Below are 859 nucleotides of genomic sequence, written 5' to 3' on the forward strand. Positions count from 1 at the left end.
CGAACAGATCGTTCAGATGATCGCTGCCATCGAAGCGCAAGAGGGCCAGAACGTCGGGTCCAAGCGCGGTGGTCAGACGACCCAGCCGCTCGGCCTGCTTGAAGGGAGCGTTCATCGCGCCTCCGACCCGAAATCAAAACCCTACAATCCGGGCCGCTTATACAGCGATCAGGTGGGGATGAACAGCAACGAAGAATTTTTGCGCCCTGCGGCAACGCCCGCGCCTCTGCACTCCTTCAGTTGCGCCCGCGACTACCTGCTTCTGCCAAGCGCCTTGGTCTGACGAAGCATTGATGGGGCGGGTTCGCGATTGGGTCTTGCCGCAGATGGTCGAGCGCGGCGGGCCGATCACCGCCGGGATCGTTGACGACACGGGCTTTCCCTAGAAAAGCAAACATTCTGTTGGTGTTGCCCGTCAATATTGCGGGCAGCTTGGCAGGCAGGACAATTGCCAGGTGGCAGTCAGTCTTTCCATCGCGACCGAGCTTGCCGGTTGCCTGGCAGCTTTACCTTCCAGAGCTCTGGCTGGATGATCCCGCCCCTCGCCAAAAGGCGAAGATTCCGGAGGAGATCGTTTTCCAGACGAAGCCGCAGATCGCGATGGATCAGATCCGGGCGTCGCTCGCGGCACAGAGGGTGTCGTCCTTGCCGATGCCGGTTACGGTGCAGATGGCGAGTTCCGCCGAGGGCTGACTGATCTGGGGCTGGTTTATCCGGTCGGCGTCCAGCCGACCATCAGTGTCTGGCGCCCGGGCGAAGGGCCACTGCCCCCCAAAAGGTGGAGCGGCAAAGGGCGGCCGCCCAAGCCGGTGCAACGAAGCAAAGATCACAAACCACCTTCCGCCAGGGCGCTTGCAGA

General features: G+C 61.9%; 1 pseudogene. It reads left to right on the plus strand.

Annotated elements, in window-relative coordinates:
* Window positions 1-266: 266 nt before the first annotated feature.
* Window positions 267-859 (plus strand): annotated as a pseudogene (locus tag IT41_RS21820) (IS701 family transposase); the annotation flags it as partial.

Source organism: Paracoccus halophilus (assembly GCF_000763905.1).
In the GTDB taxonomy this organism is placed as follows: Bacteria; Pseudomonadota; Alphaproteobacteria; order Rhodobacterales; family Rhodobacteraceae; genus Paracoccus; species Paracoccus halophilus.